Origin of the sequence: Acidovorax sp. ACV01 (assembly GCF_014851495.1) — a bacterium.
GTDB classification, from domain to species: domain Bacteria; phylum Pseudomonadota; class Gammaproteobacteria; order Burkholderiales; family Burkholderiaceae_C; genus Acidovorax; species Acidovorax radicis.
In genome coordinates this window covers 547475-572730 of sequence record NZ_JACUZT010000003.1, presented here as the reverse complement: position 1 = coordinate 572730, position 25256 = coordinate 547475, and the positions used below count along the sequence as shown (strand labels likewise).

25 protein-coding genes are annotated in these 25256 nt (G+C 65.7%); 12 read left to right on the top strand and 13 right to left on the bottom strand.

Going from position 1 to position 25256, the window contains the following annotated elements; all coding sequences use genetic code 11:
- Positions 1-15 precede the first annotated feature (15 nt).
- The 6 genes from bcsA to IB243_RS11295 all read right to left on the bottom strand — a co-directional run bounded on the left by bcsA (position 16) and on the right by IB243_RS11295 (position 6450).
- Complete coding sequence (gene bcsA, locus IB243_RS11320) at positions 16-2202, bottom strand: UDP-forming cellulose synthase catalytic subunit (protein WP_192427069.1); 2187 nt, start codon at positions 2200-2202, stop codon at positions 16-18.
- Complete coding sequence (bcsQ, locus tag IB243_RS11315; RefSeq protein WP_192427067.1) at positions 2199-2981, bottom strand: cellulose biosynthesis protein BcsQ; 783 nt, start codon at positions 2979-2981, stop codon at positions 2199-2201. Before bcsQ ends, bcsA begins: the two co-directional genes overlap by 4 nt.
- Entirely contained in the window at positions 2978-3526 is a 549-nt protein-coding gene (gene bcsP / locus IB243_RS11310; RefSeq protein ID WP_192427065.1) for a cellulose biosynthesis protein BcsP, read from the bottom strand. The genes bcsQ and bcsP overlap by 4 nt, the downstream gene beginning before the upstream one ends.
- A gap of 48 nt (positions 3527-3574) precedes the next feature.
- Positions 3575-4033: a cellulose biosynthesis protein BcsD gene (gene bcsD, locus IB243_RS11305; protein ID WP_225584890.1), complete on the bottom strand. Its 459-nt coding sequence runs from the start codon at positions 4031-4033 to the stop codon at positions 3575-3577.
- A gap of 348 nt (positions 4034-4381) precedes the next feature.
- A complete protein-coding gene (gene mnmA, locus IB243_RS11300; protein WP_192427063.1) occupies positions 4382-5512 on the bottom strand; it encodes a tRNA 2-thiouridine(34) synthase MnmA in 1131 nt (376 codons plus the stop codon).
- Positions 5509-6450 (bottom strand): LysR family transcriptional regulator, encoded by a 942-nt coding sequence (locus IB243_RS11295; protein WP_010464693.1) that lies wholly within the window; start codon positions 6448-6450, stop codon positions 5509-5511. The genes mnmA and IB243_RS11295 overlap by 4 nt, the downstream gene beginning before the upstream one ends.
- Here IB243_RS11295 and IB243_RS11290 point away from each other — a divergent pair.
- From IB243_RS11290 to IB243_RS11255, 8 genes are all read left to right on the top strand, one after another.
- Complete coding sequence (locus tag IB243_RS11290; protein WP_139019210.1) at positions 6449-6634, top strand: hypothetical protein; 186 nt, start codon at positions 6449-6451, stop codon at positions 6632-6634. The two genes, IB243_RS11295 and IB243_RS11290, sit on opposite strands and share 2 nt — an antisense overlap.
- Entirely contained in the window at positions 6631-7722 is a 1092-nt protein-coding gene (locus IB243_RS11285) for a 4-oxalomesaconate tautomerase (protein ID WP_192427061.1), read from the top strand. The genes IB243_RS11290 and IB243_RS11285 overlap by 4 nt, the downstream gene beginning before the upstream one ends.
- Positions 7723-7757: 35 nt before the next feature.
- Positions 7758-8756, top strand: coding sequence for a Bug family tripartite tricarboxylate transporter substrate binding protein (locus IB243_RS11280; protein ID WP_370540337.1), 999 nt, complete (start codon positions 7758-7760; stop codon positions 8754-8756).
- A gap of 55 nt (positions 8757-8811) precedes the next feature.
- On the top strand, positions 8812-9876 hold the full coding sequence (locus IB243_RS11275; RefSeq protein WP_192427059.1) for a porin: 1065 nt from the start codon (positions 8812-8814) through the stop codon (positions 9874-9876).
- A gap of 72 nt (positions 9877-9948) precedes the next feature.
- A complete protein-coding gene (locus IB243_RS11270) occupies positions 9949-10887 on the top strand; it encodes a LysR substrate-binding domain-containing protein (RefSeq protein ID WP_057271281.1) in 939 nt (312 codons plus the stop codon).
- A 125-nt stretch (positions 10888-11012) separates the two neighbouring features.
- Entirely contained in the window at positions 11013-12497 is a 1485-nt protein-coding gene (tcuA, locus tag IB243_RS11265) for an FAD-dependent tricarballylate dehydrogenase TcuA (RefSeq protein ID WP_192427057.1), read from the top strand.
- Positions 12484-13665 (top strand): tricarballylate utilization 4Fe-4S protein TcuB, encoded by a 1182-nt coding sequence (gene tcuB / locus IB243_RS11260; RefSeq protein WP_192427055.1) that lies wholly within the window; start codon positions 12484-12486, stop codon positions 13663-13665. The genes tcuA and tcuB overlap by 14 nt, the downstream gene beginning before the upstream one ends.
- 55 nt (positions 13666-13720) lie before the next feature.
- Positions 13721-14695 (top strand): tripartite tricarboxylate transporter substrate binding protein, encoded by a 975-nt coding sequence (locus tag IB243_RS11255; protein ID WP_192427053.1) that lies wholly within the window; start codon positions 13721-13723, stop codon positions 14693-14695.
- Positions 14696-14739: 44 nt separating this feature from the next.
- Here the strand turns inward: IB243_RS11255 and IB243_RS11250 are convergent, their stop codons facing one another.
- Positions 14740-15684, bottom strand: coding sequence for a LysR substrate-binding domain-containing protein (locus IB243_RS11250; RefSeq protein ID WP_010464709.1), 945 nt, complete (start codon positions 15682-15684; stop codon positions 14740-14742).
- A gap of 106 nt (positions 15685-15790) precedes the next feature.
- Between IB243_RS11250 and IB243_RS11245 the strand changes: the two genes are divergently transcribed.
- Positions 15791-16675, top strand: a complete 885-nt coding sequence (locus IB243_RS11245; protein WP_057271278.1) for an N-formylglutamate amidohydrolase — start codon at positions 15791-15793, stop codon at positions 16673-16675.
- Positions 16676-16696: 21 nt separating this feature from the next.
- Positions 16697-17695 (top strand): tripartite tricarboxylate transporter substrate binding protein, encoded by a 999-nt coding sequence (locus IB243_RS11240; protein ID WP_192427051.1) that lies wholly within the window; start codon positions 16697-16699, stop codon positions 17693-17695.
- Positions 17696-17719: 24 nt separating this feature from the next.
- Here IB243_RS11240 and IB243_RS11235 read toward each other — a convergent pair whose 3' ends face one another.
- A complete protein-coding gene (locus IB243_RS11235; protein ID WP_010464715.1) occupies positions 17720-18208 on the bottom strand; it encodes an NUDIX hydrolase in 489 nt (162 codons plus the stop codon).
- A gap of 64 nt (positions 18209-18272) precedes the next feature.
- Positions 18273-19205: a DMT family transporter gene (locus IB243_RS11230; RefSeq protein ID WP_035197523.1), complete on the bottom strand. Its 933-nt coding sequence runs from the start codon at positions 19203-19205 to the stop codon at positions 18273-18275.
- A gap of 86 nt (positions 19206-19291) precedes the next feature.
- On the opposite strand from IB243_RS11230, the gene gcvA reads away from it, so the two are divergent.
- Entirely contained in the window at positions 19292-20191 is a 900-nt protein-coding gene (gene gcvA, locus IB243_RS11225; protein WP_192427048.1) for a transcriptional regulator GcvA, read from the top strand.
- On the opposite strand, the gene IB243_RS11220 is transcribed toward gcvA, so the two are convergent.
- Positions 20164-20679 (bottom strand): GNAT family N-acetyltransferase, encoded by a 516-nt coding sequence (locus IB243_RS11220; protein WP_192427045.1) that lies wholly within the window; start codon positions 20677-20679, stop codon positions 20164-20166. The genes gcvA and IB243_RS11220 overlap by 28 nt on opposite strands.
- Before the next feature lie 153 nt (positions 20680-20832).
- Between IB243_RS11220 and IB243_RS11215 the strand changes: the two genes are divergently transcribed.
- Positions 20833-21246: a nuclear transport factor 2 family protein gene (locus IB243_RS11215; protein WP_192427042.1), complete on the top strand. Its 414-nt coding sequence runs from the start codon at positions 20833-20835 to the stop codon at positions 21244-21246.
- Between the two features lie 60 nt (positions 21247-21306).
- Here the strand turns inward: IB243_RS11215 and IB243_RS11210 are convergent, their stop codons facing one another.
- From IB243_RS11210 to IB243_RS11200, 3 genes are all read right to left on the bottom strand, one after another.
- Complete coding sequence (locus IB243_RS11210; RefSeq protein ID WP_192427039.1) at positions 21307-22008, bottom strand: riboflavin synthase subunit alpha; 702 nt, start codon at positions 22006-22008, stop codon at positions 21307-21309.
- A 254-nt stretch (positions 22009-22262) separates the two neighbouring features.
- Positions 22263-23618, bottom strand: a complete 1356-nt coding sequence (locus IB243_RS11205) for an esterase-like activity of phytase family protein (protein ID WP_192427036.1) — start codon at positions 23616-23618, stop codon at positions 22263-22265.
- Between the two features lie 128 nt (positions 23619-23746).
- Positions 23747-25198: a diguanylate cyclase domain-containing protein gene (locus tag IB243_RS11200; RefSeq protein WP_192427033.1), complete on the bottom strand. Its 1452-nt coding sequence runs from the start codon at positions 25196-25198 to the stop codon at positions 23747-23749.
- Positions 25199-25256 lie beyond the last annotated feature (58 nt).

The window sequence follows — 25256 nt, the reverse complement described above, 5'->3', positions numbered from 1 at the left end:
GAAACAGGGAAAGGCTTAACGGGGCTTCAGGGACTTGACGGCGGAGACGGTCAATTGCCCCACACCACGCAGCCCGATCACGATCACGCTGCGGAGCGAACTCAGTGGCTTGTCGCGCTGGCCGGTGCCCCAGGTGGCAATCCACGCATCGGCCCGTGCAAACGTCAGCGATGCCAGTTCGGCCTGCTGTCGCAGGCTGAGGTTGTCGAACTTCACGCCCAGGCGCCCCTTGCCGCTGAACGTGACAACCGCCGGGAAAACGCCTTCTTCGTCCGACCGGAACAGTGACACGGAAAGGCGGCTTCCCATGGGAATATCGCTGTCTGGCGGTACGGACAAGCCCAGCCCGTGCTGCGAGAAATCTTCGGTCTTGCACACCAACGTGCGCCCGTTGTCAAAGCGGATGACGGCAGGCAAGGCCGCCGCCACGCGCGGTGTGCCGCGAATCTGGCGCGTCTCGCTGGCCACCGCCACGCTGGCGCCCAGCAGGATGACGTTGTAGGTGGTCCAGACCATGTTGATGACCAGCGTGGTGGTTTCGTCGCCTGCGGAGGAGAACAGTTTCCAGATCCCCACCGCAAAACCCACCAGATTGATCACCAACAGCACCACATAAGGCCGTGCAATGGTCCAGTCGAAATAGGCTTTCTCGATCACGCCCCCCTTGGCCGTCACGTTGAACTTGCCCAACTTGGGGTTGATGAAGGCAACGATCACCGGGCGCATGATGTACCAGGCCAGCACTGACTCGTACACCTCGTTCCAGAACGAGTGGCGAAAGCGCCCCTGGATGCGGGAGTTGGTCACGCTGGCGTGGGCCAGGTGGGGCAGCGCATAGGCGGTGATCATCAGCGCCGTGGCCTGGAACACGTGCGCACCGAAGAACAGGTAGGCCAGCGGCGCAGTCAGAAAAACCAGGCGCGGCAGTCCGTAGAAGAAATGCAGCATCGCGTTCAAGTAGCACAGCCGCTGGCCGAACTTGAGGCCCTTGCCGAACAACGGATTGTCGGTGCGCGCGATCTGCGCCATGCCCCGCGCCCAGCGGATGCGCTGGCCCACGTGGCCAGACAGGCTCTCGGTGGCCAGGCCTGCTGCCTGGGGCACTTCGAGGTAGGCCGTGTTGTAGCCCAGACGGCTGAGCTTGAGCGCGGTGTGTGCGTCCTCGGTCACGGTCTCTACCGCAATGCCGCCCACTTCCAGCAGCTCCTTGCGGCGGATGATGGCGCAGGAACCGCAGAAGAACGACGCGTTCCAGAGGTCATTGCCGTCCTGCACGATTCCGTAGAACAGTTCGCCCTCGTTGGGCATCCGGTGGAACGTGTCCAGGTTGCGCTCGAACGGGTCTGGCGAGAAGAACACGTGGGGCGTCTGCAGCATCACCAGGTTGGTGTCCTTGAAGAACCAGCCCATGCACACCTGCAGGAAAGAACGCGTGGGAATGTGGTCGCAATCGAAGATGGCGATGTATTCGGAGTACGTGACCTTGAGCGCCGCGTTGATGTTGCCCGCCTTGGCGTGGTGGTTGTTGTCGCGGATCAGGTAGCCCACGCCCAGCTCTTCGCAGAATTCGCGGAACTCGGGGCGACGGCCATCGTCGAGCACATACACGTGCAGGCGGTCGGCCGGCCAGTCCAGACTCATGGCCGAGAACACGGTCTGGCGCACCACCTCGAGCGGTTCGTTGTACGAGGGGATGAACACGTCCACGCTGGGCCAGGTGCTGATGTCCTGAGGCATGGGAACCGGGCGGCGTTGCAGGGGCCACGCGGTCTGGAAGTAGCCGATAAGCAACACCGCGAAGGCATACAGCTCTGCCAGCACCAGGCCATACCCGAATGCCGCGTCCAGCCAGTTGGTAAAACCAATGGTGTCGGTAAAGCGCCAGTAGATGTAGCGCGATGACGCTGAGATCGACAGCACGATCATCGCCAGCGTGGACAGTCGCCCAGGGGTTCTGCTCAGCAGGAGGGCAGCACCAAACGAGCCCAAAGAAAAAAGAATTTGCCCCTGCAGATCCAGCGGCACGCTGATGACCAGCCCCATCAGCAAGGCACTGAACACCACCGCCGCAACACGCGCCACGGGGTGTTGCCACAGATCCCACCCGGTGATGGCATGCACCACGGTGCGCCAATGCGCCTGGGGGCTGTGGGAATCGGCGTCGGCGACCTCGTCAGCCTTGGGGCGTTGGTCCATGCTCATCGCGTGGCTCCAGCCCGTGGCAGGCGCAGGCGCTGCGCAAGGACACGGGCGCATTTGAGCAGGTCGTCGGCCGCCTGACCTTGGGGGTCGTACTCCAGCACACTCTGGTCATAGGCCAGCGCCTCGCGCACCGCCTGGTCTTCGTGGATCACACCCACCAGACGCTCGCCAAGGTTGTCCTGCATCACACGCGTGATGTCCTTGGACAACTGGCGCGCACCGTCGGCCTGGTTGAGCACGTACAGCGTTTCGGAAAAATCGGGGCGCGGCGTGCAGTAGGTATGCACCAGGCGCTGCATGAGGGCCAGCGAAGCATAGGACGCCGCGTCGGGCAGACTGACCACCACCACCACCTGGGCCGCCGACAGCGCCTGCTGCATGTAGACAGATGGGCCGGGCGGCGTATCCACCACCACCACCGCGTCCGGCGGCAGCTCCAGACCCTGGAGTTGCTGCGTCAGCCAGTTCGGATACGCGTCCAGATGCCGCTCGAAGGCCATGCGGTCGGATTCGTTCACCACCCCATAGGGCAGCACATGCACCCCTGACGGACTTTGCACGCAGACCGAGCCCCACTCCTGGCCTGCCAGACTGGCGCGGGATACGCCTGCAAGCGACCGGGGATCGGCACCAAAGTGCAAGCCCAGAGCATTCTGGGGGTCCATGTCCACAACCAGCAGTGTGCCAACACCCTCACGCTGCAAGGCGGTGGCCAGATTCGCAGTCAGGGTCGTCTTGCCTACGCCGCCTTTGGCAGAAACAATAGCAATCACTTTCATGCATGGCCCTTGCGAGGCTGCCAGGCCTGTGCTGGTGCAGCGCTGCCTGCCACGGGAGCACCCGCCAGACGCGCAAAAACCGATGAAAGGTCCACGGGCAAGGACTCCTGGGGCACGGCCTGCTCCTCCAAAGAAGCCGGCGCAGCCGGGGCCCGCAGGCCAGCAAGACCTGCCAAGGGGGACCGCGAGGCCATCGTGGTGGCCACGGGCGGCAGACGGTCTGCCGCCGCCGCCAATACCGTGACGGGCGCAGCCACCGGGCGGGGAGCCTCGGCGACCAAAGGCGCGGCGCGTGGCAGTTCCACTGCGGGTTCAGGCCGCACCGCAACCGGCGCCTGTACCTGCAGGGGGGCTGGCGCCATGGCGGCACCGGCGCGGCGGTCTACCGAAGGTACGTCATGGGCCACGGCGTCTCGAACTGCCGAGACGAGGGGCCAGCGTTCGTTGGAAAGCTTGTGCTCCTGCTTGCGGGCCAGCTCATGGTAAGGGTCCGCCTTGGCCCCAAACTGCTGAAAGAGGTTCACGATGTCGTCTGAGTGTTTCATGGTCACCGCCAATGCCGGAACATATCCAAAAATCCGAAGCCCGGAGGCTCAGCGCGCTAGCTGAAGGTGCACACACCCCCAGGCATCCGCAGGCGCACACTGGGCCACCTTGAGCGGACCAGCACCCGCCTGCTCGAACCAGCTTTGGTAGACCCCTTCCAGGAAACCACCCGACCACTGCACGTGGTCCGGCCCGAGTGCAGCGGATACGGGCGACAGGCTGTGGTGGATGTTCAACTGTCCAACTTCCTGCGTCAAATCGACCCAGCCCCAGTCGATGCGCTCCCAGACGGCCGTCATGCCGCGCTGCAGATCCTCCACCGTGGCACACACTGGCAAAGGGTGGTCTGCGGCAAACCGTACACCCACACGGAACATCAGCGCACGCAGGTCTTCCGGTGGCAGCGCCGCGGCGAATTCCGCCGCCAGGGCCTGGAAAAATCCCCGCCACTGCATTGAACACCGCTGCAGGGCCAGATGGTTGGTGACGTCTGGGCTGGAGGGCATGGAAACAATTTGAGACATGGTGCACACAAGAGCAAGCATCGGGCCCGCTTGTGACGGCCACCAGCAGGAGGGACTAAGGGTTAACCATGTGCATCGATTGATACATATGGTTTCAAACAGTTTTTGGAGAATTCTAGAAGGCCAGCCCTCGCAAGTGACGCTTCTGGTGGCGAACCAAAGGTCAACTTAGTTCAACTGGCGGTATCTACGTAGAAGTTTGTGGGTGTCGCGCCACAAGAATTCATTATTTACTATTTGAATTACTCAATCCATAGTCTTATTTAATTAGAAAGACGGATTTTTCTTGCAGCTGGCGACCTGCCGACTGGCACGCGCGCCTCACATGTTTCAGTTTGTCGCACCAAAAATGACCCCGCCCCCGAGGCAGACATCGCCGTCGTACAAGACGGCGCTTTGCCCGGGCGTAACCGCCCACTGCGCCTGCGGGAACCGCAGCGCAAAGCCCGCGCCCTCCGCGCTGACGACAGAGCACGCAGCATCCTGCTGCCGGTAGCGGGTCTTGGCGGCATAGTCCCCGGGCGCCGGTGGGCGGCCAGAGGTCCAACTGGCGTCTTGCGCTTCCAGGGCCGAAGACAACAGCCAGGGATGGTCGTGCCCCTGCACCACGCGCAGCGTGTTCCTGGCTAGGTCCTTGCGGGCCACAAACCAGGGCGCATGCTCGCCGCCGCCGCGCTGGGCGCCTTTTTCCTTGATGCCGCCGATACCCAGCCCCTGGCGCTGGCCCAGCGTGTAGAAGCTCAGGCCCACGTGCTTGCCCACGGTGCGTCCCCGGTCGTCCTGGATAGGGCCGGGGGCGTGGCTGATATAGCGGTTCAGGAACTCGCGGAACGGCCGCTCGCCAATGAAGCAGATGCCCGTGGAGTCCTTCTTTTTGGCATTGGGCAGGCCGATCTCCTCGGCGATGCGGCGCACTTCGGTCTTGTGCAGCTCGCCCACCGGGAACAGCGTCTTGGAGAGCTGCGCCTGGTTCAGGCGGTGCAGGAAGTAGCTCTGGTCCTTGGACGGGTCGAGCCCCTTGAGCAGTTCGAACAGCCCCGAGGTCGCGTTCTGGCGCACGCGGGCGTAGTGTCCGGTGGCGATCTTCTCCGCGCCCAGGCGCATGGCATGGTCGAGGAAGGCCTTGAACTTGATCTCGGCGTTGCACAACACGTCCGGGTTCGGCGTGCGGCCCGCCTGGTATTCGCGCAGGAACTCGGCAAACACACGGTCTTTGTAGTCGGCCGCAAAGTTGACGTGCTCGATCTCGATGCCGATCACGTCGGCCACGGCGGCGGCATCCACGAAGTCGATGTTGGACGAGCAATATTCGCTGTCGTCGTCATCTTCCCAATTCTTCATGAAGATGCCGACCACTTCATGGCCCTGTTGTTTGAGCAGGTGGGCGGTCACGGCCGAGTCCACTCCGCCCGAGAGGCCCACGACAACACGTTGTTTGGGCTGTTTGGTATTGGCAGTCATTGCCCCGATTGTATTTTTTGCGCCGTGGCAGCACTGCGTGGACGCACAGAACGCGTAGCCACCAGCAGGTCATAGAGCTGCTGCGCAGCGGGCGACAGCGATTTTCCCCTGCGCTTGATGAGGCCCATCTGGCGCGTCACCACAGGCTCCACCAGCGGAATGCTCACCAGCGTAGGGTGGTCCTTGCCCGGCATGGCCAGGCTGGGCACGGCCGCCACGCCCAGGCCTGCCTCGACCAGGCCGAGCAGCGTGGTCACGTGCTTGGCCTCGTACAGGCACTGGGGGCGGTCGGGCACGTTGGCCAGCGCCAGGTCCATCAGCAGGCGGTTGCCCGAGGTTTTTCCCACCGACATGAAGTCGTGCTGGCCCAGCTCCGCCCAGGTGACCTTCTTGCGCCGCGCCAGCACATGGTCGCGGCGGCAGGCGGCCACGAAGCGCTCGGCCAGCACCGGTTTGAACTCGATCTCGGCCTCCTGGCTGCCGATGAAATTGAGACCAAAGTCGGCATCGCCCTGCGCCACAGCCACCAGCACCTCGTTGGCGCTGGCGTCGTGCACCTTGACGCGGATCTTCGGAAAACGCTCGTGGTAGCGCTTGACCACTTGCGGCAGAAAGTAATACACGGCCGAGGGCACACAGGCAATCGTCACCTCGCCCATGCGGCGCGCCGCCACGTCGCCCAGGCCCATGAGCATGCCGTCCAGGTCATCGAGCCACACGCGCGTCTTTCGTGCGAAGTCGCGCCCCACGGCTGTGAGGGTGACGCGGCGCGTGGTGCGGTCCAGCAGGCGCACGCCCAGCGCCTCTTCCAGCTTATCGATGCGGCGGCTGAAGGCGGGCTGCGACAGATGGATGGATTCGGCCGCCGCGCGAAAGCTGTGCAACTCGGCTACGGCGGCGAAGGCCTGGATGTCAGCAAGATCGAATTTGTTGTTCATGACGCACGGGCTTTCAAGACGTTTCGCTGTTGCGCAGCACGCATCAAACGATCAAAACATTGCAATTCACGAACGTGATTTCAACATGTACAAGGCCTATCTGCCTATTGCGCCACATGCATTAATCATTGCCAACAATGCAATTCACAGAACAGACGAAGCGCCGCACCATGCCGACCCATGAGCTACAACCTTCCTTGCGTTCTGATGCGTGGCGGCACCTCCCGGGGGCCGTTCTTCCTGGCCGACTGGCTGCCGCAAGACCCTGCGGCGCGTGACCGCACCCTGATCGCGGCACTGGGCTCGCCGCATGAATTGCAGATTGACGGCCTGGGCGGCGGCAATTCGCTGACCAGCAAGGTGGCGATCGTTTCGCGGTCGGCGCATGCCGACTGCGATGTGGACTACCTCTTCGCCCAGGTCAGCGTGGAAGAGGCCCGCGTAGACACACGGCCCAACTGCGGCAACATGCTGGCGGGCGTGGGGCCCTTTGCCATCGAGCAGGGGCTGGTGCCCGCATCCGGCCATGGAAACACCACCACGGTGCGGGTCTACAACGTCAATACCCGTTCGCGCATTGATGTGCAGGTGTGCACCGCCGGAGGCCGGGTGCACTACGAAGGCGACGTGCACATCGACGGTGTGCAGGGCACTGCTGCACCCGTGCTGATGAACTTCCTGGATGCCTGGGGCGCCGTCACGGGCCAGATCTTCCCCACCGGCCAGCGTATCGACACCCTCCACGGCCTGCAGGTCACCTGCATCGATGCTGCACAGGTGATGGTGCTGGTGCGCGCTGCAGACTTGGGTCTGCGCGGCAACGAGAGCCCCGCGGAGCTGGATGCCAACAGTGACCTGCTGCGCAGGCTGGAAGCCCTGCGGTGCGAAGCCGGCCTGCGCATGGGCATGGGCGATGTGTCGAACAGCGTGCTGCCCAAGCCCGTGATCGTGTCTGCGGGCGATCAACCGGGCAGCGTCGTCTCGCGCTATTTCACACCCCACCGCTGCCACCGCTCACACGCCGTGACCGGCGCCATTGGCGTGGCTGCCGCCCACGTGCTGCCAGGCACGGTGATCACCGACAGCCTCCAACACGCCACGGCAGGCACACGCCGTGTGGAGGTTCTGCACCCCGCTGGCCGCATTCATGTGGACGTGGAACTCACCGACGTGGACGGCCAATTCAAGCTGGTGCAGGCCGCGCTGGTCCGCACCGCGCGAAAGATTCTGGAGGGCACGCTGTTCGTTTCAGAAAACGCATTCACCCATTGATTTCAAACCCCACCCTTGGATGACAGGAGACAAAAATGATTGACCAACACAGTGCACCACCGCGCACACGCCGCACCCTATTAACCGCAGCGGCCCTCGCTGCCGCTGTGCAAATGATCCCCACCCTGGCGTATGCGGCTTATCCCGACAAGCCCATCACACTCGTGGTGCCGACCGCAGCCGGCGGTGGCAATGACGGCATGGCGCGCGTGGTGGCGCTCAAGCTGTCCAGCTTGCTGGGACAGCAGGTCATTGTGGAAAACAAGGCGGGCGCCAACGGTGCCATTGCGGCAGAGTTTGTGGCACGGGCGGCTCCCGACGGCCACACGATTCTTTTTGGCTACATCGGCACGCACGGCATGAGCCCTGCGCTGCAAAAGCTGCGCTACGACCCCATTGCGCAGTTCGAGCCCATCGGCATGGTGAGCTACTCGCCTACGCTCATGGTGGTGCACCCCAAGGTACCGGCCAAGACCGTGAGCGAACTGGTGGCGCTGACCAAGGCCAAGCCCCAGGACTTCAACTACGCCTCTGCAGGCAACGGGACAGCCCCCCACTTTTCGGCAGAAATTTTCAAACTGGAAAGCGGTGCGCAGATGGCCCATGTGCCCTACCGAGGCGCCGCACCCGCAATGAACGACACCATGGCCGGGCAAACCCAGGTCATGTTCCCCAGCCTGTTCTCGGCCTACCCCCACATCAAGAACGGCAAGCTGCGCGCCCTGGCGCTGGCAGGCCCGAAGCGTTCATCGCTGCTGCCCGATGTGCCCACGCTTGAAGAGGCGGGCGTGAAGGGGGTCGAGATCACGCAGTGGTACGCCCTGTTTGCCCCCGGCAAAACGCCCCGGCCCGTGATTGATCAGCTCAACAAGGCCCTGAACACCGCCCTGGCCGACAAGGACGTGGCACGGCGCATTGAAGAGCAGGGTGCCGTGGTGGACACCAGCACACCCGAGCAGCTGGCTTTGACCGTGCGCCAGGAGATCGCCAAGTGGAAGGGCGTGGTGCAGAAGGCGCAGCTCACACCCGATTGAGGCACGGGAAAGGCCCTTGCCCCCTTTCAGATTTCCACAAAAACAGGAGACACCCATGAGAAAAGGAATAGGAGCGCTTTGCGCCGCGCTGGCCAGCAGCTGCGTGGCAGCGCAAACCAGCGGCGTGACGCTGTACGGCACCATCGACCTGGGCCTGCGCCATGGCAGCGGCCTCACGGCCTCGCATGCAGCTGCACCCGGGTCGTCACACAGCCTGGGCAGCGGCATCCACACCACCAGCCGCTGGGGCCTTCGCGGAAGCGAAGACCTGGGGGATGGTGCCAAGGCGCTGTTCCAGTTCGAGAGTGGCCTGAACGCCGACACCGGCACCTCGGCCAACGCCAGCAAATATTTTGACCGCGCGTCCTGGGTGGGCCTGCAAGGGGGCTGGGGCACACTGGCCCTGGGGCGCCAGACCACCACGCTGGCCGATGCCGTCTCGCCCGTGGACCCGTTGGGCATGCGCTTTGCCAGCTTCAACCCCAGCATCGGCGTGGCCGCGCTCAGCCAGCATGGCCTGGGCATCGAGTTCGGCAGCGCGGGGAGCACATCGGGCTCGTACCGGCTGGACAATGCCCTCAAGTACACCGGCCGTTTCGGTGGCTTCACCGCCCGTGCGATGTGGGGCCTGGGCGAAGTGGCCTCGCAGCAATCGGCCTTGTCGTCGCGCGGCCTGGGCTTGGCCTGGGCCGCCGACGGGTTCGTGGTCTCGGGCGCGTACCAAAACTTGAAGGACACGAACCAGCGCACGCTGGATGGCAGCACCCTGGGCGCTGCCTACCAATGGGGCACCGTGCGCCTTGCCGCCAATGCCGCACGCAGCGAGGCAGAAACAGCGGCCGGCAAACACACCGTGCAGCGCGTGCTCTCGGCAGGCGCCACCTGGTCCGTGACACCCCTTTTCGACCTGACAGCGGCCTACTACAAGGTGGACCGCACCCGCACGGGTGCCACCGACGACGGCTATGGCCGCCTGGTGGCTTTTGCCGAATACAAGCTCTCGCGCCGCACCAAGCTCTACGCCGAGCTGGACAACACCCGCTGGCGCAATGGCTTCCAGGGCGCGGCCAACAAAGCGAACGCCACGGGCGTATCGGCCGGGGTGGTGCACTCGTTCTGACGCACTGGCGTCCTGGCGACAGGGCTGTGGGCGGCCGCACGGGCACTGGTGGGACTGTGCGACCATCGCCCCATGGAACTGCGCCAGCTTCGCTACTTCGTCCGCATCGTCGAACTCGGCTCCATGGGCCGCGCCGCACTGGACCTGAACATGGTGCAGTCGGCATTGAGCCAGCAGATCAGCCGGCTGGAGGGCGAGCTCAGCACGCGGCTGCTGCAACGCACCAGCAAGGGCACCGTGCCCACTGAAGCCGGGCTGGCTTTTTTTCGCGAGGCGCAGCTCACCCTGCGCCATGCCGAGCAGGCGGCGCGCGTGGCGCAGCAGGCGCGCCTGTCGGGCACCGTGAGTGTGGGCCTGGCGCCCACGACGGCGTCGGTGCTGGGCGTGCCGCTGATGCGGGCCATGCGCGAGCGTTACCCCGATGTGCGCTTGCACATGGTCGAGAGCCTGTCGGGCCACCTCTCCAACATGCTCAACGCGCGCCAACTAGACCTGGCCGTGCTGTTCGACACCCAGCCCGCGCGCCGCTGGAGCGTGCTGCCCCTGCTGGACGAGCGGCTGTTCCTCATCCGCAGCGCCCACGGCGGCGCCAGCACCTTGCCCGCCAGGCTGCCCAAGCGGCTGCGCCTGGCACAACTAAAGGCCGAGCCGCTGATCCTTCCCACAGGCCCTCACGGGCTACGCAGCCGCATCGATGCTGCGTTTGCCGCAGCGCAGGTGACACCCCATGTGGCTATGGAGATCGACTCGCTGGCGATGTTGATGGACGCCGTGAACGCGGGCCTGGGCAGCACCCTGCAACCCTGGGCCGCCGTGGGGCGTTACCCCGACGCCAATGAGCGCTTTGGTCTGGCTGAGCTGTCAGACGCCCCGGCCAGTCGCCCTGCAGCGCTGTGCAGCCTGTCAGACGACGAACTCTCGCCCGCCGCCCTGGCCACGCGCGTGGTGCTGGCGGACTGTACGCGGGCGCTGGTGCAATCGGGCACCTGGGTGGGCGCCACGCTGGCGTAGCCACCCCAACGGCACTCAGGTGATCAAGCCATCACCAAACGTGATGGCCCCTTGCCCTTTCGGGCCTGCCCACACCGGGGCGAAATTTCTACAGTGGCGCTACACCCCACGAATGGAAAACCACGGTGCCAAATACCCCCCACTCCGCAGAACCCACCACGGTCGATGTGCTCGTCATCGGCGGCGGCAACGCCGCCCTGTGCGCCGCCCTGATGGCGTGCGAAGCGGGCGCCAGCGTGCTGCTGCTCGAATCGGCCCCGCGCGCCTGGCGCGGCGGCAACTCGGCCCACACGCGCAACCTGCGCTGCATGCACGATGCGCCGCAGGACGTGCTGGTCGATGCCTACCCTGAAGAAGAGTTCTGGCAGGACCTGCTCAAGGTGACCGGCGGGCTGACCAACGAACACCTGGCGCGCCTGGTGATCCGAGCATCGGGTACCTGTCGGCCCTGGATGCGCCGCCATGGCGTGCACTTCCAGCCCGCGCTGGCAGGCACGCTGCATGTGGCGCGCACCAACGCGTTTTTCATGGGCGGCGGCAAGGCGTTGGTCAACGCCTACTACCGCAGCGCCGAACAACTGGGCGTGCAGGTCCGCTACGAAGCGCCGGTAGAGCGCATCGAGATGGAGGGCAGCCGCTTCATCGCCGCGCACCTGGCGAATGGCGAGCGCATCGCCGCCAAAAGCTGCGTGCTGGCCGCAGGCGGGTTTGAATCGAACCGCGAATGGCTGCGCGAGGCCTGGGGCCAGAACGAACGGGGCGAGTGGCCAGCCGACAACTTCCTGATCCGCGGCACGGCCTACAACAAGGGCGTGTTGCTCAAGCATTTGCTTGACGCCCATGGAGCCGACCGCATTGGCGACCCCACGCAGGCGCACATGGTGGCCATCGACGCACGCGCACCGCTGTACGACGGCGGCATCTGCACACGCATCGACTGCGTATCGCTGGGCCTAGTGGTGAATCGCAACGGCGAGCGCTTCTACGACGAGGGCGAGGACTTCTGGCCCAAGCGCTATGCCATCTGGGGCCGCCTGGTAGCGCAGCAGCCGGGGCAGATTGGCTATTCGGTCATCGACAGCAAGGCCATTGGCCGCTTCATGCCGCCCGTGTTCCCGGGCGCGAAGGCGAACACATTGCCCGAGCTGGCGGAAAAGCTCGGCCTCCCCGTGGACACCTTCATGCGCACGCTCAACGGCTACAACGCCGCTTGCCGCGTGGGCACCTTCGACCACACCGCACTGGACGACTGCCACACCGAAGGCGTCGCGCCCGCCAAGACGCACTGGGCCCGGCCCATCGACACAGGCCCGTTCTACGGCTACGCACTCAAGCCCGGCGTCACTTTCACCTACCTGGGCCTGCACACCGACGACACCGCTGCCGTGCGGTTCAACAACCAGCCCAGCCCCAACCTGTTTGTGGCCGGCGAAATGATGGCTGGCAATGTGCTGGGCAAGGGCTACACGGCCGGTGTCGGCATGTCGATTGGCACCGCGTTTGGTCGCATCGCGGGTGCGCGGGCCGCTTTGGCATCAAAACAGGCTCCAGCGCTTATTCATCATGCGCAATTGGCTACAAAATCAGGAGCAAATCATGCACACGCTTGAAGCCTTGACGCGCGACGCCCGGGCGCTGGCGCATGGCGAGATCGTGCTGTCGGCGCCCGAGACCGAGGTAGCTCGCCAGCTGCAGATCTGCAACGCCTGCCGCTACTGCGAAGGTTTTTGCGCCGTCTTCCCCGCCATGACGCGGCGGCTGGAGTTTGGCAAGGCCGACATCCACTTCATCGCCAACCTGTGCCACAACTGCGGTGCCTGCCTGCATGCCTGCCAGTACGCACCGCCGCACGAGTTTGCAGTGAACATTCCGCAGGCCATGGCCCAGGTGCGCGGCCAGACCTATGCCGACTACGCCTGGCCGCCCGCGCTGGGCCAGCTGTACCAGCGCAACGGCTTGACCCTCGCGCTGGCGCTGGTGGCCGGGCTCACGCTGTTCCTGCTTCTGGCCGTGGTGCTGCATGGCCAGGGCCTCAGCGCACTATGGCAGGCCCCCTCAGGCGGCTTCTACGGCATCTTCCCGCACAACCTGCTGGTGGGCCTGTTCACGCCGGTGTTCCTGTTCGCCGTGCTCGCGCTGGGCCTGGGCGTGCGCCGTTTCTGGCGCGATGTGACACCCGCCACCAGCGGCGCGCGCCTGTCGCCTCCAGCGGCTGCCGAGGCCACCGACGCCGTGCTGCGCCTCAAATACCTGGACGGCGGCCACGGCGACGGCTGCCACAACGAGGACGACGCCTACACCCTGTCGCGCAGGCGCATGCACCACCTCACGTTCTACGGCTTCCTGCTGTGTTTTGCGGCCACCAGCGTGGCCACGCTGTACCACTACCTGCTGGGTGCGCCCGCGCCCTACGACCTGCCCAGCCTGCCCAAGCTGCTGGGCGGCGTGGGCGGCATCAGCCTGGCCATCGGCACTGCGGGCCTGTGGCGGCTGAACCTGCGCCGCCACCCCGAGCACGGCGACGCCGCGCAAAAGCCCATGGACCGCGCCTTCATCGCGCTGCTGTTCCTCACCGCCACCAGTGGCCTGGCGCTGTGGGCCTCACGCGGCACAACCGCATTGCCGCTGCTGCTGTGCCTGCACCTGGGCGCCGTGATGGCGCTGTTCGCCACGCTGCCCTACGGCAAGTTTGCGCACGGCATCTTCCGCACCGCATCGCTGCTGCGCCATGCGGTCGAAAAGCGCCAGCCCAACCCGGTTGGCCTGGGCGCCGACTAAGTGCCCAGGCCATCACCACCCCACACACAAGCAACCCACGATGAAGGAGACATCCATGAAAAAACGCACTCTGCTGCATTGCGCCCTGGCGCTGGCCGCCCTCCCACTGGCCCTCGGCGCTGCCGCGCAGGATTTTCCGCCCAAGAAGCCCGTTACCTTGGTCGTGGGCTTTGCGGCCGGGGGTGCGGCCGATGCCGCCGCGCGCCTGATCGCCAAGAAGCTGGGCGAGAACATCGGCCAGTCGGTGGTGGTGGACAACAAGGGCGGCGCGGGTGGCAACATCGCGCACCAGTTCGTGGCCAATGCGGCGCCCGATGGCACGGTGCTGCTGTTCGGCTCGGTGGGACCGCTGACCATCGCGCCGCACCTCATGAAGCTGAGCTACGACCCGTTCAAGGACCTGGTGGCAATTTCAGGGGGCGTGAACTTTCCGAACGTACTGGTGGTGCACAAGGCTGCGGGCGCAAAGACGCTGACAGAGTTCGTGCAGCTCTCCAAGAAGAAACCTGGCAGCGTGGACTTTGCGTCCACGGGCGCGGGCTCCGCATCGCACCTGGCGGGTGAGCTGTTCAACCAGCGCGCGGGCATCGACATGACCCACGTGCCTTACAAGGGCGGCGCGCCAGCCTTGCAGGACCTGCTGGGCGAGCGCATCACGTCCTACTTTGCGGCCCCACCCACGGCCTTGCCACATATCGAGACGGGCAAGCTGATCCCGCTGGCCACAACAGGCCTCACGCGTCCGGCCTATCTGCCCAACATTCCCACCGTGGCGGAATCGGGCTTTCCGGGGTTTGAGGCGCTGAACTGGTATGCCTTTGTGGCCCCAGGCAAAACACCGGTGCCGCTGCTGGAGCGCTGGAACCAGGAGATCGTCAAGGTGCTGAACGACCCAGGTGTGAAGGAGGCGTTGAACAAGCATGGCCTGACACCCCAACCCACGACCCGCGCTGAACTCACGGCCTTCATGCAGAAGGAATCCACGCAGTGGGCCGCGATCATCAAGGAGCGCAAGCTCACGGCGGACTGAGATGGCCTCGGCGGCAAAGGGGTGCCCCCGCCGCACCATGCAGGTCAGGCCATCTTCTTGCGCGCCGCGCTGCCGCGTGCTGAAAAGCCGGCCCGTTCGCTGCTGGCCTGAGCCTCACCCAGCAGCCAGCGTGTGAACCGCGCGACCGCTTCGTTCTCGGCCAGTGCTGCACGGCTGCACAGGTAATAGCCCCGGTCCGTGTTCACGGCCGGGCTGAAGGGCAACACCAGCTGGCCCGACGCCAGTTCGGCTTCGATCAGCATGGGCTGGATCACCGTGACCCCCATGCCAGCACAGGCTGCAACGATCAGGTTGTTGCCCAAATCAAAGCCCGGGCCCAGCACGGGGGCTACGTCTATCCCTGCGGCCTTTTGCAGCCACAGCGCCCAATTGCCGGGAAAGTTGATGTGCAACAGCAGCGTTGCCTTGAGCAGATCACGCGGTTGGCGCAGCTTGGCCGCCAGCGCCGGGGTGCAAGCGGGCACGATCTCTCGCCCCGTCAGGTAGCGTGCACGGATGCCGCGCGGCCAAGCGCGCCCGGGGCGCTTCACATTGACCCACAGGTCCACGTCGTCGCGCGTGAAACTCTCATCGTGGTGGAACGGCCGCAGCTCGATCTCGATGTCCGGGTGCAGCGTGTGGAACTGGCCCAGCCGTGGGACAAGCCAGCGGGTGGCCAGGGTGGGTACTACGCTGACCCGCAGCCGACGCTTTGAAGCGCGCACCCCGAACCGGCTCACGGCGGTCTCCAGGCCTGCCACATGGGCCTCCACCAATTGCTGGAATTCGCGGCCCCGCGCCGTGGGTAGCACCCGGGGGCCGGAGCGGTCCAGCAGCGTGCATTCCAGCCGCTGCTCCAGCCGTTGCACTGCCCGGCTGACAGCCGCCTGGGTCACGAACAGCACACCCGCCGCCTGTCGAAAACTACCAAGCTGGCAGACCGCAAGAAAGGCGTGCAACTCGGGCAGCGAGGGGGACTTGAACTGCATGGTGGTGATTACATCCGGTTATCAGCGCAGATCAAATTGTCGTTTGCCCGCAGGCACTTGGCTCCCTACGCTTCGCACATCTGTCCCACCTTGATTCCCGAGAACCATGCAGCTACCCGAAGCCCTTCTCCCCGCCGCGCCCGTCCAGGTGCTCCTGCCCGCCACCGATGCCGCTATCCCTTTGGTCTGCGACTCTCCGCACAGCGGCACCGACTATCCGCCCGACTTTGGCTATGCCGTCTCCACCGCAGATCTGCGCAAGTGCGAAGACACCCATGTGCACTGGCTGTGGGACGCCGTGCCGCGTGTGGGCGGCACGCTGGTGCACGCCACCTTTGCGCGCAGCTACATCGACCCGAACCGCCATGAGCACGACATCGACCCCACCATGCTGGCCGATGCCTGGCCCGGCAACACCGCCCCCACCGCCCGCACCCTGGAGCTGGGCATGGGACTGGTTCCCAGCCACACCCCCACGCACCAGCCCATCTACGCGCGCCGCCTGTCGGCCCAGGAGGTGGCGCACCGCATAACCCACTACTGGCGCCCATACCAGCATGCGCTGGCGCAGGCACTGGAGGCCGCCGCCCAGCGTGGCCCGCGTTGGCACTTGAACTTGCATTCCATGCCCAGCAATGCCTACGAGCGGCTGGGCCGCGTGGCGCCCGGCCCGCTGGCCGACGTGGTGCTGGGCGACCTGAACGGTCGCAGCTGCAGCAGCGCATTCACCCAGCGCGTGGCCGAAGCTTTCCGCCGCCGCGGCTACTGCGTGGCCATCAACGACCCCTATGCAGGCCAGGAGCTGCTGCGCCGGTTCGGGGCGCCTTCGCGGGGTCATGAAAGCCTGCAGATCGAGATCAACCGGGCCATCTACCTGGACGAGCAGACGCGGGAGCCGCTGCCACACGCTAACCACGTGCGCGCTGACATCACCGACCTACTGCACGAGATGGCCGCCCATATCCGCAGCGCTTGCCTGGACAACGCCTGATTTCAACCAAGAGGACCCACCATGCCCACCCCCATGAACCGCCGCCGCTTTATCGCATCGACCAGCGCCGTGACGAGCGCCATTGCCCTGCCGGCCCTGGCCCAGGCGCCCGACCGCTATCCCACACGTCCGATCACGCTGGTGGTGCCGTTTCCGCCCGGAGGCGCCGTAGACAACTCCGGCCGGGCGATAGCCGACAGGTTGGGCCGAGTGCTGGGGCAGCCCGTGATTGTGGAAAACAAAGGGGGCGCTGGCGGCACCATCGGCACCACGCAGGTGGCCAAGGCCCAGCCCGATGGCTACACGCTGATCGTCACCTCGCAGACCACGCATGTGATCAACCCCGCCCTGTCGCCCAGCCTGCCCTACGACGCGGTCAATGACTTCACCCCCATCACGCTGATTGATCGCCTGGCCAATGTGCTCTTGATCACCCCCGGCCTGCCCGTGAAGAACTTCGCCGAGTTCGTGAAATACGTGAAGGAGAACCCGGGCAAGCTGAACTACGCCTCGTCTGGGAACGGCTCGCTGGCCTATCTGAGCATGGAGCTGCTCAAGGCCAAGCTGGGGCTGTCCATCACCCACATCCCATACCGGGGCGCCGGCCCGGCGCTGACCGACCTGCAGGCGGGCCAAGTACACATGACCTGGAACAACCTGTCCTCCAACCTCAGCATGGTTCAGAACGGCCGCCTGCGCGCGCTGGCGGTGGCGTCACCGATCCGCCCCCCCCAGCTGCCCGATGTGCCGACCTTCGACGAGCTGAAGTTGCCGGAGTTGAACCTCACATCGTGGACGGGGCTGGCGGCGCCCGCAAAAACGCCCGAACCGATCGTTGCGCAACTCTACGAAGCGATGCGCACGGTGCTTCGCGACCCACAAACGCTCAAGGCGTGGAACGATCGTGGCGCCATGCTCCCTGAAGCGGTGAAGCCCGTCGATTTCCGCAAGGAGATCCAGCAGCGCATCCAGTTTTACAAAAACATCGTGAAGACCCACAAGATCGCCGTGGACCAGTAGCCACTGTCGCACTGGCAGGGCCGGTCACTCGGCTGCAGGTTCGGTCACCGAGATGTCCGTGTGCACCAAGGTCAGCGGAAACCGCTGGCCCGCCAGATAGTCCTCCAGGCAGCGCAGCAGCAGCGGGCTGCGGTGGCGCTCGGGGCATGCACGGATCTCGTCCGCCGTGAGCCACAGGGTGCGCACGATACCGGTGTCGAGCGCGCGCCAATCGTGGTGGGTGCCGAGTGTGCCGGCAAACGCAAACCGCATGTAGGTGATGTCGTCGCCCGTGCGGGTTTTGGTGAAGCGGTTGAGGTACACGCCGATCAACGCCGTGGGCACAAAATCGTGGGCCGTCTCCTCCAGCACCTCACGCGCGCAGGCCTGGATGGGCGACTCGCCCGGGTCCAGGTGGCCGGCAGGGTTGTTGAGCTTGAGGCCATCCGTGGTCTCTTCCTCGACCAGCAAAAAACGGCCATCGCGCTCAATGAGGGCGGCCACGGTGACGTTGGGTTTCCAGCGGTGGGGCATGGCGCGCATTATGACCAGCCGCCATGACGCGTGGCTGCCACGGCCTACCCTCGCTAACCCTTGCTCAGCGCCGCACGGCAGCTGCAGGGGTGGACGCGGGCGCTGCGGCTGCCGGCGCGGGCCGAAGCACCAGCCACAGCGCCACCGCGATCAGCACGCCGCCCGCCGCATGGGCCAGGGTAGCCGCTTCGCCCAGCACCAGCCAACCCCAGCCCACACCGAACAGCGGGATCAGGAAAGTCACGGTGAGCGCCTTGACCGGCCCCACATCCGCAATAAGACGGAAGTACAGCACATAGGCGAATGAGGTGCACAGCAGGCCCAGCGCCAGCATGGCGCCCCAGACGGCGGGGCCGGCCGAGAGCCAGGTCGCCACCGGCTGCTGCGCGGTCTGCCACAGTGCGAAAGGAGCCAGCGCCAACACTGCACCCCATTGGCTGCCCAGCGCCACCAGGCGACTGTCCAGTCCGCCGCGCTGGGTGATCCAGCGCCGCGTCAGGAAACCGGAGAGGCCATAGCAGGCCGTGGCTACCAGGCAAGCAGCAATGCCGCCGAGCACCGGCATGGTGAGCACGACCGGCCCTGCCTGCGCGAGCACCGCGACCCCTCCCATGCCCAGCACTACCCCGCCCACGCGGGCCAGGGTAATGCGCTCGCCAAAGGCCAGCGCTCCGATCACCACGGCCATGAGCGGCGTGGTGGCGTTGAGGATGGCGCTGTAGCCCGCCGGCAGCACGCGTGCGGCCAGTGCAAACATCAGAAAAGGTATGCCCGAATTGAAGACGCCCAGCATCAGCGCGGCACCGAGCTTGCCCTGGAACGCAGGCCGCAGCCGCACCAGGGCCAGCAACGCCAACAGCCCGGCGGCGCCGAGCACCACGCGGCCGAAGGCGGTGGGCACCGCGCCCCACACCGGGGCAGCGATGCGCATGAACAGAAAGCTGCCGCCCCACAGGGCGGCCAGGGCGACAAAACGGAGCAGGCTGGGGAGGTCCATGCCGTAGATCTTCGACGCAGGGAAGAGCCAGGGCAAACCATTTATTCTCTACACCTGTTTAGCCAAACTATCCAGTCACCACCACCATGCGCCTGCCTCCCCTGATCGCTGTCCGCTTCTTCGAGGCCACGGCGCGCCACGCGAGCGTGCGGCGTGCGGCCGAAGAGCTGCACGTCACGCCCGGCGCCGTCTCGCAGCAGGTGCGCAAGCTCGAAGTCTTCCTGGGCTGCGCGCTGTTCGAGCGCCAGCCGCGCGGGCTGGCGCTCACGGCTGCCGGGCGCGACTACCAGGCCGCCTGCGCAGAGGGTCTGGCCGTGATCGGGCATGCCACCTCACGCATTGCATCGACGAACCGCCGGCATGCGGTGCTGGTGAGCTGCACGCCGGGCTTTGCGGTGCAATGGCTGGTGCCGCGCCTGCACGGTTTTTTGCAGCTGCACCCGGACATGGACGTGCACGTGGGCAGCACCAACCGCGCGGTGGACCTGGCGGCCGAGGGCGTGCACTTTGCCGTGCGCCATGGGCAGGGCATCTATCCCGGCCTGCAGTCCGAGGTGCTGGTGGCCGATGACCTGGTGCCCGTGTGCAGCCCGCGCCTGCTGGCGCCGCGCAAGACGGCGCGCGTGGCCGACATCACCAGCGCCCGGCTGCTGCACGACGAGCACCGAGGCGATTGGCGGCTGTGGCGCGAGGCGCATGGCGTCACGGGCCTGGATTGCGAGGGCGGCATCGTCTTCGCGCACAACGCCGCCATCGAGGCCGCCGTGGCTGGCCGGGGTTTTGCACTGGTGCGGCGTGCGCTGGTGCAACAGGAACTGGCCGCGCGCGAGCTGGTCTGCGTGCACTGCAAGCCCCTGGCCACGCCGCTGGCCTACCACCTGGTGTACCGTCCCGAAGCCTTGATCGACCCCGCGCTGCGGCGTTTCCGCGACTGGATCATGGCGCAAGGAAGCGCTGATCAAGGGGTGAGTTCACGCACCATGTAGACCGCGCCGCCTCCATAGCTCGCCAGCCGTTCGCGCTGCGCGGCATCGGCCAGTGCTTGCACGGCATAGCCTTGCCGCTCCCAGTACGCCTGCGAGCCCTGCACCGACACCAGCGCCGTATGCCGCAGGCCCCGGGCCTTGGCCTCTTTCCACATCGGCTGCAGCAGCGCGCGGGCCAGGCCCTGGCCCGCGCACCCGGGCAGCACGGCCATGTCGTGCAGGTAGAGCGTATCGGGCTGCGGTACGGCCTCGAAGCCGCCATGCAGGGGCGTCACCTTGCCCCGCAACGACCGGTAGGCCGCCAGGTACGCGCAGACCACGCCCGCGCGCTCGAGCACCAGCGAGCAGTTGGCCGGGCTGGTCAGGCGGGCTGCAAAAACCTCGCGGCTCTCCACGAAGCCCGCGCCATAGCAGGCCAGTTGCACGGCGAGCAGGCCTGGCAGGTCCTGCGCTGCCAGGGGGCGGACGAGAGGTGTGGAAGAAAGCATCAGGGCACGGTGTTCAGAAAATGCCGGGACCTGGATGATAGGGACGCGCATGACCTGCGAGGTTATCGACGCCGTTCAGGCTCCTTCGAACAATGACCCCAGGCCGCGAGCACTCCGCGCACGGCCCGCCCCACCCCTACAAGGAGCCTTGCCATGAACACCGTCGAAACCCTGGAGCACCCCACCACCATCCCCACCGCCGCCACGGCCGCACCCGATCTGGCCGCGCGCTACATCGCGGCCTGGAACGCTACCGACGGAGCACAGCGCGACCACCTAGTGCGCAGCACCTTCAGCAGCGAAGTGCAGTACCAGGACCCCATGATGGAAGGCCAGGGCCACGACGGCCTGACCGCACTGATTGCCGGTGCGCAGCAGCGGTTTTCCGGCCACCGCTTCACGCTGCTGGGCACACCCGAGGGGCACCATGATGTGGTGCGTTTTTCGTGGGCGCTGGCGGCCGAGGGTGCAGAACCCGTAGCGCGCGGCACCGATGTGGCGGAGATCGACGCACATGGCCGTATGCGCCGGGTGACCGGTTTTCTGGACTACGTGGCCGGGGCCTGAACGCGCCCGTTTTTTCGGCCAACGCAAGCGCCAACAGAACGCGTTGACGATTTCAAGCCCTCACTTCAGCACCGGCGGCTGCACGAAGTCTTCGAGCGACAGGCCCTTTTCCTTGAGCAGGGCTTCCAGCACCGGCTGCAGCCGGCCCAGGCTCTCCTGCACGGCCTCGCGCACGGTGTCCACCACCACCTGAGTGCTGCGCTCGATCTCGATGTTCAGGCGGTCGCCGACCTGTTTGTGTTCAAACACCGTCGCGCGGCGTGTTTCAGGAATCATCCAGATCTCGAACCAGCCCTCTTGCCGGCTCACCTCGGCCACCGTGAGGCTGGCGCCGTGGATGGCGATGTAGCCCTTGGCGAAGATGTAGCGGCGAAACGCCTCGGGCACGGCCACGCGCCACACCAGGTTGTTGTCGAACTCGCGCCGCTCGATGAGCGTGCCGGTGAAGTCCACATGGCCCGACAGCGGGTGGCCGCCGATCTCGGCGCCGTCCTTGGCCGCGCGCTCCACGTTCACGCGGTCACCCTGGCCGTAGCTGCCCAACGTGGTGATGTTCAGGCTCTGCAGCATCACGTCGAAGTTGGCCTGTGTGGGCGAGAGGATGTCTGTGACCGTGAGGCACACGCCATCGGTGGACACGCTGGCGCCAATGGCCAGGTCCTGGCAGAAGCCTTGGGGAAAGTCGAGCGTGAAGGTGCGCAGGCCTGCGCGGTCGTGGATGGCGGCAATGCCTGCCGTGGCTTGGACGATGCCTGTGAACATGGTGGCGCGGCTTGTGTAGCGTTGGAACGGGAACCGGGAATTTTGCCACCCGCAGCATTCAAAGGTGTCCCAAGGGTTGGAGCCCCCACACACCGGTCTTTCCGGGGCATTGCACCCGTCTGCAGCGCTCAAAACTGGCGCGACCCAGGCCAGGGCAGCCGAGCAAGGGCCGCCCCGCAGCGAGGGCTGCGTCCCCCTGCCCGCGCGCAGCGCGAGAGCGGGGGAAGACGCGAAGCGTCTCAGGGGGGTGCCCCTTACCTTGCGCGCAGCAGCTCGCCCACTTCCAGCAGCACCAGCTCGTTGTCGTCGGCCTTGTTGGGCTCGCGGCTGCTGCTGAAGGGCAGGTTGTTGTCGTTGCCCACCACGATGTGCGTGGCGTCCACCACGTCCACGTTCTCGATGGTGAAGAACGGGAAGGTCAACACGCCATTGTTCAGGGGCTTCTTCGCCAGGCGCTGCGGGTCCTGGATGTTCATGAGGTCGATGTAGCCGATCTTGCGGATCTCGCCGCCCACGTTCGCGTCGCTCATCTCGACCTTGTAGACGCGCTTGAACTTGGCGAGGTCGTGGAAGCAGTCGGTGCGCTTGGTACCTTCAGGACATGCCTTGTCGGCCGTGCCTTCGCCGTTGTCGCGCTCGATGATGAGGCCCGTGGTGCCGTCGATCATGTTGAAGTCGCCAATGGCGTGGTGGTTGGCCTCCAGCACGTACTTCCAGTGGCGGCCCGTCCATTGCTCAGACTTCACGTCAAACTCCAGCACACGCAGGTACTGCTTGCCGCCCACGTTCTCATAGCCCTTGGCTTCGTCGCTCCACAGGGCGCCTTCGAGCAATGCATAGAGCTTGCTGCCGTCCTTGGACGAGGCCATGCCTTCATAACCCTTGGAGCGCTTGACTTCGAACGGCGTGGGTTTGGCGTCAGGGGCGCCGGGCATCAGCACGCCGGGCGCGTCGGGCGAGCGCACGACCTTGCCATCCACCTGCGTCTCGAACACGGCCAGCACCTTGCCGTTCAGGTCGGCCTTGATGAGGAAGGGGCCAAACTCTTCGCCGATCCACAGTGCGCCACCGGCGAACTGGAAGCTTTCGGGGTCGAAGTCTGCGCCGGTCAGGTAGCGCTTGTCGGTGCCCTCGTGGGTGATGCGAAACGGCACCTTTTTGTCGGGGTCATGCAGGAACACCGTGTTCTTGCGGTTGAAGTGACCTGTCTTGAAATCCACGGTGTAGTGGTTCAGATACAGCATGAAATCGGGCGAGTTGGCCTTGGCACCCGCGCCGTTGTCGGTGAGGATCCAGAACGATCCATCGGCCATGCGCTTGATGCCCGAGTGGCCCTGCACCGGCTGGCCCTGAAAGGGCAGCGCCACCCCTGTGTTGCGGCCGCCGGACAGGCCGGGCACCGAACCCACGGCCTCCACGCGGCGCGGCGTGGTGAACTTGCCACTGACCTGCAGGTCCTGAGGCCCGTCCTTGGGCGCGGCGATCACGGTGAAGGCAGGCAGCACGGCGTGGCCTGCCAGCGTGGCCGGATACGCCTGCTGGGCAAACGCGGTGGAGGAGGCAACGCACAGCAGCGCGGCACAAACGGCGAGGGAAGAGGATCGGAACATGGTCACTGTGGGGCGAAGAGGAAACCCGCAACCATGCCGCGCCGATGTGACGTGGTGGTGAATGCACTGTGACGTGCCCGTGACGCCCACGGCGCGGCCCACCACAAGCGCGGCAGGGCGCGCAGCGGCTATGCCTGCGAAGCCTCCCCCACGGCCACCTGGTTGCGCCCCCTGTTCTTGGCACGGTACAGGGCCTTGTCTGCCTCGCCAATCAGCGCCTGGGCGCTCAGCCCTTCGCCAGGCCGGACGCTGGCCACGCCGCTGCTGATGCTGACCCACACGCCTGTGGAGCTGTGCTGGTGTGCAATCTGCAGCGCGGCCACCGCCTTCTGGGCGGCGTGGGCAATGTGCACGGCGCCTTCGCGGTCCGTATCGGGCAACACCATCGCAAATTCTTCGCCCCCATAGCGCGCGGCCAGGTCGGCCGGACGCTGGCAGCAAGTGTCCAGTGCGCGGGCAATCGATTTCAGGCACTCGTCTCCGGCCTGGTGTCCATACGCGTCGTTGAAGTCCTTGAAATGGTCCACATCCACCAGGACCAGCGCAAGGTGCCGATGGTGGCGCACGGCAACGGCCAGATGCTCTGCCAGGTGCGTGTCAAAAGAACGCCTGTTGGCAAGCCGGGTCAGCCCATCCTTCATCGAGATCTGCCACAGGGTGTCGTTGGCGACCCGCAGCTCGGCGGTGACCTGCATCAGCCGCGCATGCTGGCGCGCCGTTTCGCTGAGCAGCACGATCAGCAGGAAGCCTGCCGCCAGCAAGCCATAGATGCGCCCCACATACCAGCCCAGGTCGTAGCGGCCGGTATTGAGCACGGCTGCCAAGGCGATGTCGAAGACCCACACGCTCATCACGACGTGGAGCCATACATCCAGCACCGTGTGGGGCTTGCCGCGCCACAGCCTCCCGAGCGCGGCCAGGCTCAACAGCCAGATGCCCACCAGGAACACCTTGCCCACGACCGTGGTGCGGTCGCCCGCCATGAACATGGGCAAAAAGGCATGCCCCGACGTGGCAAAGGCGGTGAACAGCACCACCACCAACACCACCAGCGCCACCACGCCCGCAATGCCTTGCCAGGGCTTGGCCCGCGCCACCCGCACCAGTGCGGGCAGCCGCAGCGGCCCCGTCCTGGCGGATACATACGCCATCACGGCCAGCGGAAACCCCGTGTGCCACAACATGTACAAGGCCGACGAGGTCTGCGGACCAGAACCGAGCAGCCCCGACGGCGCAAAGAGGCCTGGGAAAATCAGGGCATAGGCGGTGGTGGAAGTCGCCGTGAACAGGTAGCCCCCCGCCAGCACCAGCAGCGCCACCGACCGCAACACCCGGTACTGGCCGAACAGCAGGACGGCGGTGATGAGATCGCAGATCACCAGGGCGGTGACATAGATCGGGATGAAGGAAGGAAACGGGCCCAGTGGAATTCTGGCGAACCCCACTGCCACCACAAACAGCGCCGCCGATACAAAAATGGTGGCAAAAGCGAACCCCGTCTCCCGGGAGCCTGCGGGCTCGTTGGAGAGGTACGCCGAAGGCGACCAGGGGTGCTGCACGGGGACATAGTTGGCTGGCATGGACCACTCCAACTGACGGGCAATTCCGTTGCCAGTCTACGCCGGTGTACCAGGAATA